This is a genomic window from Sphingobacterium sp. UBA6645 (assembly GCF_002455685.1).
In the GTDB taxonomy this organism is placed as follows: Bacteria; Bacteroidota; Bacteroidia; order Sphingobacteriales; family Sphingobacteriaceae; genus Sphingobacterium; species Sphingobacterium hotanense.
In genome coordinates, this window is the sequence record NZ_DKLH01000078.1 from 23,138 (window position 1) to 29,477 (window position 6,340).

General features: G+C 39.2%; 7 protein-coding genes. 3 read left to right on the forward strand and 4 right to left on the reverse strand.

Annotation, left to right across the window (positions count from 1 at the left end):
• Positions 1-26: 26 nt before the first annotated feature.
• A complete protein-coding gene (locus B2400_RS14200) occupies positions 27-2,231 on the reverse strand; it encodes a RelA/SpoT family protein (RefSeq protein WP_149525817.1) in 2,205 nt (734 codons plus the stop codon).
• A 140-nt stretch (positions 2,232-2,371) separates the two neighbouring features.
• On the opposite strand from B2400_RS14200, the gene B2400_RS14205 reads away from it, so the two are divergent.
• From B2400_RS14205 to bshB1, 3 genes are read left to right on the forward strand one after another with little or no spacing between them, the layout of a single operon-like run.
• Positions 2,372-3,013 (forward strand): DUF4294 domain-containing protein, encoded by a 642-nt coding sequence (locus tag B2400_RS14205; protein WP_260044609.1) that lies wholly within the window; start codon positions 2,372-2,374, stop codon positions 3,011-3,013.
• A gap of 11 nt (positions 3,014-3,024) precedes the next feature.
• The gene (locus B2400_RS14210) at positions 3,025-3,525 is read left to right on the forward strand and encodes a glutathione peroxidase (RefSeq protein ID WP_149525818.1); all 501 of its coding nucleotides are present in this window, start codon (positions 3,025-3,027) and stop codon (positions 3,523-3,525) included.
• Positions 3,526-3,561: 36 nt separating this feature from the next.
• Positions 3,562-4,281 (forward strand): bacillithiol biosynthesis deacetylase BshB1, encoded by a 720-nt coding sequence (gene bshB1 / locus B2400_RS14215; RefSeq protein WP_286650425.1) that lies wholly within the window; start codon positions 3,562-3,564, stop codon positions 4,279-4,281.
• A gap of 386 nt (positions 4,282-4,667) precedes the next feature.
• Here bshB1 and rplI read toward each other — a convergent pair whose 3' ends face one another.
• The 3 genes from rplI to rpsF are packed head-to-tail and all read right to left on the reverse strand — an operon-like array spanning position 4,668 to position 5,756.
• A complete protein-coding gene (rplI, locus tag B2400_RS14220; RefSeq protein WP_149525821.1) occupies positions 4,668-5,111 on the reverse strand; it encodes a 50S ribosomal protein L9 in 444 nt (147 codons plus the stop codon).
• A 13-nt stretch (positions 5,112-5,124) separates the two neighbouring features.
• Positions 5,125-5,388 (reverse strand): 30S ribosomal protein S18, encoded by a 264-nt coding sequence (gene rpsR, locus B2400_RS14225; protein WP_103906215.1) that lies wholly within the window; start codon positions 5,386-5,388, stop codon positions 5,125-5,127.
• Positions 5,388-5,756: a 30S ribosomal protein S6 gene (gene rpsF / locus B2400_RS14230; protein WP_149525822.1), complete on the reverse strand. Its 369-nt coding sequence runs from the start codon at positions 5,754-5,756 to the stop codon at positions 5,388-5,390. Before rpsF ends, rpsR begins: the two co-directional genes overlap by 1 nt.
• Between the last annotated feature and the right edge of the window lie 584 nt (positions 5,757-6,340).

Here is a 6,340-nt window from a genome sequence, read left to right on the forward strand (position 1 = left end):
TGCTATTGTCAAAGCGCTGTAAGTCTTTAGTTCTCCGACTCATAACGCGTAACGCCTGTGATGCCAGGGATTTGTTTTAGATGTTTTATCAGACTATCCAATTGACCGACATCATTTACAAAGACCATAATATCGCCTTCGAATATTCCTTCATTGCTGGAGATGGATAGCGAGCGGATATTCACATTGAAATCCTGAGAGATCACTGTGGTAATCTTATTCACCAATCCGACATCATCAATACCGATAATGCGTAATCCTGTCAAGAAAGAAACATTATTATGTAAAGATGCCCATTTAGCTTTGAGAATACGATATCCGTAATTAGCCATCAATTTAGATGCGTTCGGACAGCTCGTTCTATGTATCTTAATGCCATCGTTTACCGTTAGGAATCCGAATATATCGTCTCCCGGAATTGGGTTACAGCATGGTGCTAGAGTGTAGTCTACTTTTTGATAATCATCGCCGATTAGGATCGTATCGTCTTTCTTGTTGATTTTTTCGACAAGTCCATTGATATGAGCTTGGAACTGATTCTGATTCGCGTCTTCGGATCGCTCTGCAGCTACGAACTCTCGTAAGTTCTTAATATCGATGGTTCCTTTTGCAACATTGAAGAATAATTCCTGCGAGCTGGGAAACTTAAAGAAGTTCGCTATTTTATTGATGTTCTCGGTGTTGTAGGTAATCTTCAGAGATTTCAACTTACGCTCTAAGATCTCTTTTCCGTCCTCTGCTACGCGTCGTTTTTCTTCCTTCAGAGATGATTTAATCTTGGATTTAGCCTTTGCTGTTACCACAAAGCTTAACCAGTCTTCCTTGGGAGTCTGTTTGCTCGAAGTAATAATCTCTACTTGATCGCCATTTTGCAGCTCTTGGCTTAGTGGCACAAGCTTATGATTCACCTTCGCACCGATACAAGTAGCACCGATATCGGTATGTATCTCGAAAGCAAAGTCTAGCGCAGTAGCACCATTCGGTAGCTGTACTAATGTCCCTTTAGGCGTAAAGATGAAGATCTCGTCGGAGAAAAGGTTCATCTTGAAGTCATCTACGAAGTCCATCGCATTGGACTCTGGATTGCTTAAGATATCACGTACTTTCTGTATCCACTGATCAAGTCCGTTATCAGAGTTCGACTCCTTGTATTTCCAGTGCGCCGCGAACCCCTTTTCAGCAATCTCGTTCATGCGCCTTGTTCTGATCTGCACTTCCACCCATTGCCCTCTAGGACCCATTACAGTCGTATGTAAGGACTCATATCCATTCGCCTTAGGCGAGGATACCCAGTCACGTAATCTATCGGGATTTGGGCGATAAAGGTCGGTTACTATAGAATATACTTTCCAACACTCGGTCTTTTCTTTCTCATCTTCCGTGTCGATGATGATACGAATTGCGAATAGATCATAAACTTCTTCAAAAGGAATAGACTTCTTACGCATCTTGTTCCAGATGGAATGGATAGATTTCGGACGGCCGAAAACAGAAGCGTTAATACCTTCCTCTTTTAATATTTCGTTGATTGGCCCAATAAAATCTCCAATGAACTTCTCACGTTCCGCTTTCTTCTCGTTTAATTTCTTAGCAATAAATTTATAGGTATCCGGATCGGTGTATTTCATGGAAAGATCTTCCAATTCCGATTTAATAGCATATAAACCTAGGCGGTGGGCAAGGGGAGCATATAGGTAACTCGTTTCTGAAGCAATCTTAAGTTGCTTATGGCGCGCCATAAACTCCATCGTCCGCATGTTGTGCAGGCGGTCGGCAAGTTTAATCAGAATAACACGCACATCATCTGCAAGCGTCAGCAACATCTTTCGGAAGTTCTCTGCCTGCATAGAGCTATTGGGGTCAAATATTCCAGAAATCTTGGTCAACCCATCGATAATACGGACTACCTTTTTTCCAAATTGCTCTTCAATATCTTGTAATGTAACGCTGGTATCTTCTACGACATCATGTAACAGGGCACAGACGATAGAGGTAGTTCCCAAGCCAATTTCCTCTGCAGCGATCTGTGCTACAGCAATTGGATGGTAGATATATGGTTCACCAGATTTTCTACGCATATCCTTATGGCTTTCCAATGCCAAGTCGAATGCTTTACGAATCTGTTGTTTATCGCCTTTTTGTAATGTAGGTTTGCAAGCTCTTAATAATGCACGGTATCTTTTTCGGATTTCCTTATTTTCAGCCTCTATATCAATCACATATTCTTGCATAAATCTCCTGTAAATGACTATGATAATTAAATATTATTTGCTAAATTTAGTGGGCAAATAATACCGAAAGAATGTTTTTTGTATTGTATAAATATACGAAAAAAAGTTAATATTAAGCTGGAGGAAATAATTAATTAAAGATGCGTAGCAGTATTAATAAGTGGGTTTTGATGGGAATTTTCTTCCTTGCTGCAGCAACATTCAGTCATGCACAAACATTGACGAAGCCGCAGTATGGTGAGGGAAAAGCAGAGGTGGTTGATCATTATGCCACTACGACTTTAGATAATGGTGAGGTTGTCCCTTGGTTTCCGATCGAGGAGGTCGTTGTCACAGCGGTGCGTCATTGGAAAAGTGAGGAGGAGAGGCAACGGTATTTAAGGCTTAAAAGAAATGTCATTCGCGTGTTGCCCTATGCTATTTATGCCCAAAAACGCTATGACCAATTGGATCGCGATTTAGCGACCGCTAGTTCCCGCCGGGAAGAAAAGCGACTCATCAAAGAATGTGAGCGAGAGATCAAGGAAAAGATTACGTCTGAAGTAAAGAATCTATCGATCTCGCAGGGTAAGATCCTGATTAAACTGATTGAGCGACAAACCGGAAATACTAGCTATGACTTAGTAAGAGATATGAAAGGCGGCGTATCTGCCTTCGTCTACCAGGGGGTAGCAAAGTTGTTTGGTCATAACCTAAAGAGTACCTACGATCCTCAAGAGGATTTCGAAATAGAGAACATCATTCGTGAATACGAACGCGTTCGCCCAATTCCTAACCCTTAAAACCGATAATTATGAGAGCTACTGTTTATGATTTTAATGCACTGGAATTTAATGGACAAAAGAAATCATTAAAAGACTTTGAAGGAAAAGTATTACTGATCGTGAATACGGCGAGTAAATGCTTTTTCACAAAGCAATTTAAATCACTAGAAAATCTGTATAAGAAATATCGCGATCTAGGCTTCGAAATACTTGCTTTTCCATCCAATGACTTCAGAAATCAAGAACCTTTAACAGGTAGAACATTAGAAACCTTCTGTCGAGTTAATCAGCAAGTCTCATTCCCGGTTTTTAAACGAATCCACGTAGTAGGCGAGTTTACCGACCCACTTTACAGATATCTGTCCGACGAGTCAGCAAATGGAAAGGTCGGCACAGCACCTTTTTGGAATTTCCACAAATACCTTGTTAATCGCCAAGGCGAGGTTGTCGATCATTTCTATTCAATTACCAGTCCTATGTCAAAAAAGGTCCACAGTAGGATAGAAGAGCTCCTTACCAATCCCTCATAGATTTATTATTTTGTACTTTTGTACAAAATGGAATTCATGAAATTAGATTTACTAGTGATGACGGTGCATCCTGATGATGCTGAATTAGGTGCTGGTGGTGTAATCGCCAAATATGTAGCTGAAGGTAAGTCCGTTGGAATCATTGACCTTACTCAAGGAGAGTTAGGGACGCGTGGCACTGCAGAGACCAGAGCGACGGAAGCGGCAGAAGCTGCCAAAATATTAGGTGTAGCAGTGAGAGAAAACCTTAAACTCCGCGACGGATTCTTCCAAAATGACGAATCCAACCAGTTGGAAGTAATTAAGGCAATCCGAAAATATCAACCTGATATCGTGATTACGAATGCTTTAGATGATCGCCACCCTGATCATGGCAGAGCTAGTAAATTGGTGAATGACTCCATTTTTCTCGCCGGTCTACGTCGTATCGAGACCACAGTCCATGGGGCAGAGCAGGAGCCCTTCCGCCCAAGACTACAATTACAATTGATCCAAGATAAATATATTACTCCCCATATCTTAATCGATATTACCGATTATTGGGACATCAAAGAGCGTTCAATATTAGCCTACACCACGCAATTTAACGCTGGAAGCGACGATTCTGAACCACAGACCTATATCTCTAATCCTGATTTTATGTCTTCAACGCGTGCGAGAGCACAAGAGCTAGGTAGATCCATTCAAGTCAAATATGCCGAAGGATTTACAGCGAGAAGATTATTGGGGGTAAAGGATTTGTTTAATCTGATTTAGATAATAGACATTAGACATTAGACATTAGATTTTAGACGCCTGTATGGCGTCTTTTTTTTGTGGGGAATTTTCATTGCGTGTTGGATTAGAGAAAGGGAAGTTTGTTTTGAACCAGGAAAGGAAGGATGCAAGGATTGGCAGGATCTTGTTTATCCTTGCATCCTTCCTTTCCTGGTTAAGACGAACGTCTAAGCAATCCTCCATCCTTTTATCCTTCCTTTCCTGGTTCAAACGAACGTTAAATTTTTCCCAAAATATCGTCCCTTTCTTCAAAAACAAAAAAGACACCGTGCGGGCGTCTAAAATCTAATATCTCACATCTAATATCTAAAAAACAAAAAAGGTCATTTCTCTCGAAATGACCTTTTCTGTTTTTTGAAGTAAGATTACTCAGCAACTACTTCGAAAGGTACTTGAACTTTAACTTCTTTGTGTAAGTTTAAGTTTGCAATGTACTCACCTAAGTTTTTAGGCTCAGTTTCGAAAGTAATACGACGGCGATCTACATCAAATCCTTGTGCTTTAAGAGCGTCAGCGATTTGAATGCTATTTACTTTACCGAAGATTTTGCCAGACTCACCAGCTTTAGCACCGATAGATAATTTTACCGACTCTAATTTACCAGCTAATTCTGTAGCATCTTTCTTGATTTTCTCTTGTTTGAACTGAGCTTGTTTAATGTTCTCAGCTAATACTTTTTTTGCAGAAGCCGTAGCCATTGCTGCAAATCCTTGAGGAATTAAGTAGTTACGACCATAACCTGGTTTTACTACTACGATATCGTCTTTCTCTCCAAGGTGTTTAACATCTTGTTTTAATATAACTTCCATTATCGTATCCTCCTTATTTTAATGAATCAGTTACGTAAGGTAATAATCCGATGATACGCGCACGTTTCACCGCCTGAGCTACTTTACGTTGAAATTTCAATGATGTACCTGTTAAACGACGAGGTAAAATCTTACCTTGATCATTTACAAACTTCAATAAGAAGTTCGCGTCTTTGTAGTCGATGTACTTAATACCGTTCTTCTTGAAACGACAGTATTTTTTACGGTTGTCCTCTACTTTAGGGGCAGTTACGTATTGGATATTCTCGTTTGCCATTAGTTTGCTACCTCCTCAGCTTTAGGTTCAGTTTTCTTGTTGAATGCACCGCTACGTTTTTTCTCGTTGTAAGCAAGAGCATGCTTGTCAAGAGAGATTGTTAAGAAACGCATCACGCGCTCATCACGTTTGTATTCAACCTCTAATTTTTTAATTAATTCACCTGGAGCCTTGAATTCAGTTAAGTGATAAAATCCAGTAGTTTTCTTCTGGATTGGATACGCTAATTTTTTCAAACCCCAATTATCTTCAGCGATAATTTCGGCTCCGCCTTCTGTTAAGATACTTTTGAATTTAGTGATTACTTCTTTCGCAGCATCTTCTGAAAGCAACGGGGTAAGAATGATTACAGATTCGTACTGTTGCATTGTTTGAATAATTTTGTTTATTAATATTCCGAGTTATTTTACGGAGATGCAAAAATAGAAAATAGATTCCGAATATGCTAATTATTTGTGAATATTTTAATTAGCTCTAATTCCTGAAAATCTTTGTAGTGGAATATTTACAAAATCAGTTTTACAATCGCACAAGTTTGCCATTAAAAAATTGCCTTATGATATTTGTGGCGCAGATTATTCTAAAGAAAAACAAAATTGAGGGTTACAATTGAAAGACTTCCCATGTGGGTGAAAGTAGCGGTATCTATTACCGCAGGAATCGCAATCGGATGTATCATCGCTGAAGTATTGTATTATACAATAATTTAGATTGCATACGAGGTATATTTATCATCAAGCGAGTCTCTTCGCTGAATACCTCTTTATTGTTTGACTAACTTCTAAATATTACATAATTAAGAAGCTATCCGAAAAGGATAGCTTTTTTTTGATATTAGATTTTAGACATTAGATGTTAGACATTAGAAATTAGATTTAAGATGCAAGGCGCCGAATAGGCGCCTTTTTTGATATTTTTTTTGAACCTTTGATTTAAACAGAGAGTAATTGAT

Bases quoted from the DNA above. Each gene is read 5' to 3' on its own strand.
- B2400_RS14200 (WP_149525817.1), bottom strand. From the start codon at position 2,231: ATGCAAGAATATGTGATTGATATAGAGGCTGAAAATAAGGAAATCCGA.
- B2400_RS14205 (WP_260044609.1), top strand. From the start codon at position 2,372: ATGCGTAGCAGTATTAATAAGTGGGTTTTGATGGGAATTTTCTTCCTT.
- B2400_RS14210 (WP_149525818.1), top strand. From the start codon at position 3,025: ATGAGAGCTACTGTTTATGATTTTAATGCACTGGAATTTAATGGACAA.
- bshB1 (WP_286650425.1), top strand. From the start codon at position 3,562: ATGAAATTAGATTTACTAGTGATGACGGTGCATCCTGATGATGCTGAA.
- rplI (WP_149525821.1), bottom strand. From the start codon at position 5,111: ATGGAAGTTATATTAAAACAAGATGTTAAACACCTTGGAGAGAAAGAC.
- rpsR (WP_103906215.1), bottom strand. From the start codon at position 5,388: ATGGCAAACGAGAATATCCAATACGTAACTGCCCCTAAAGTAGAGGAC.
- rpsF (WP_149525822.1), bottom strand. From the start codon at position 5,756: ATGCAACAGTACGAATCTGTAATCATTCTTACCCCGTTGCTTTCAGAA.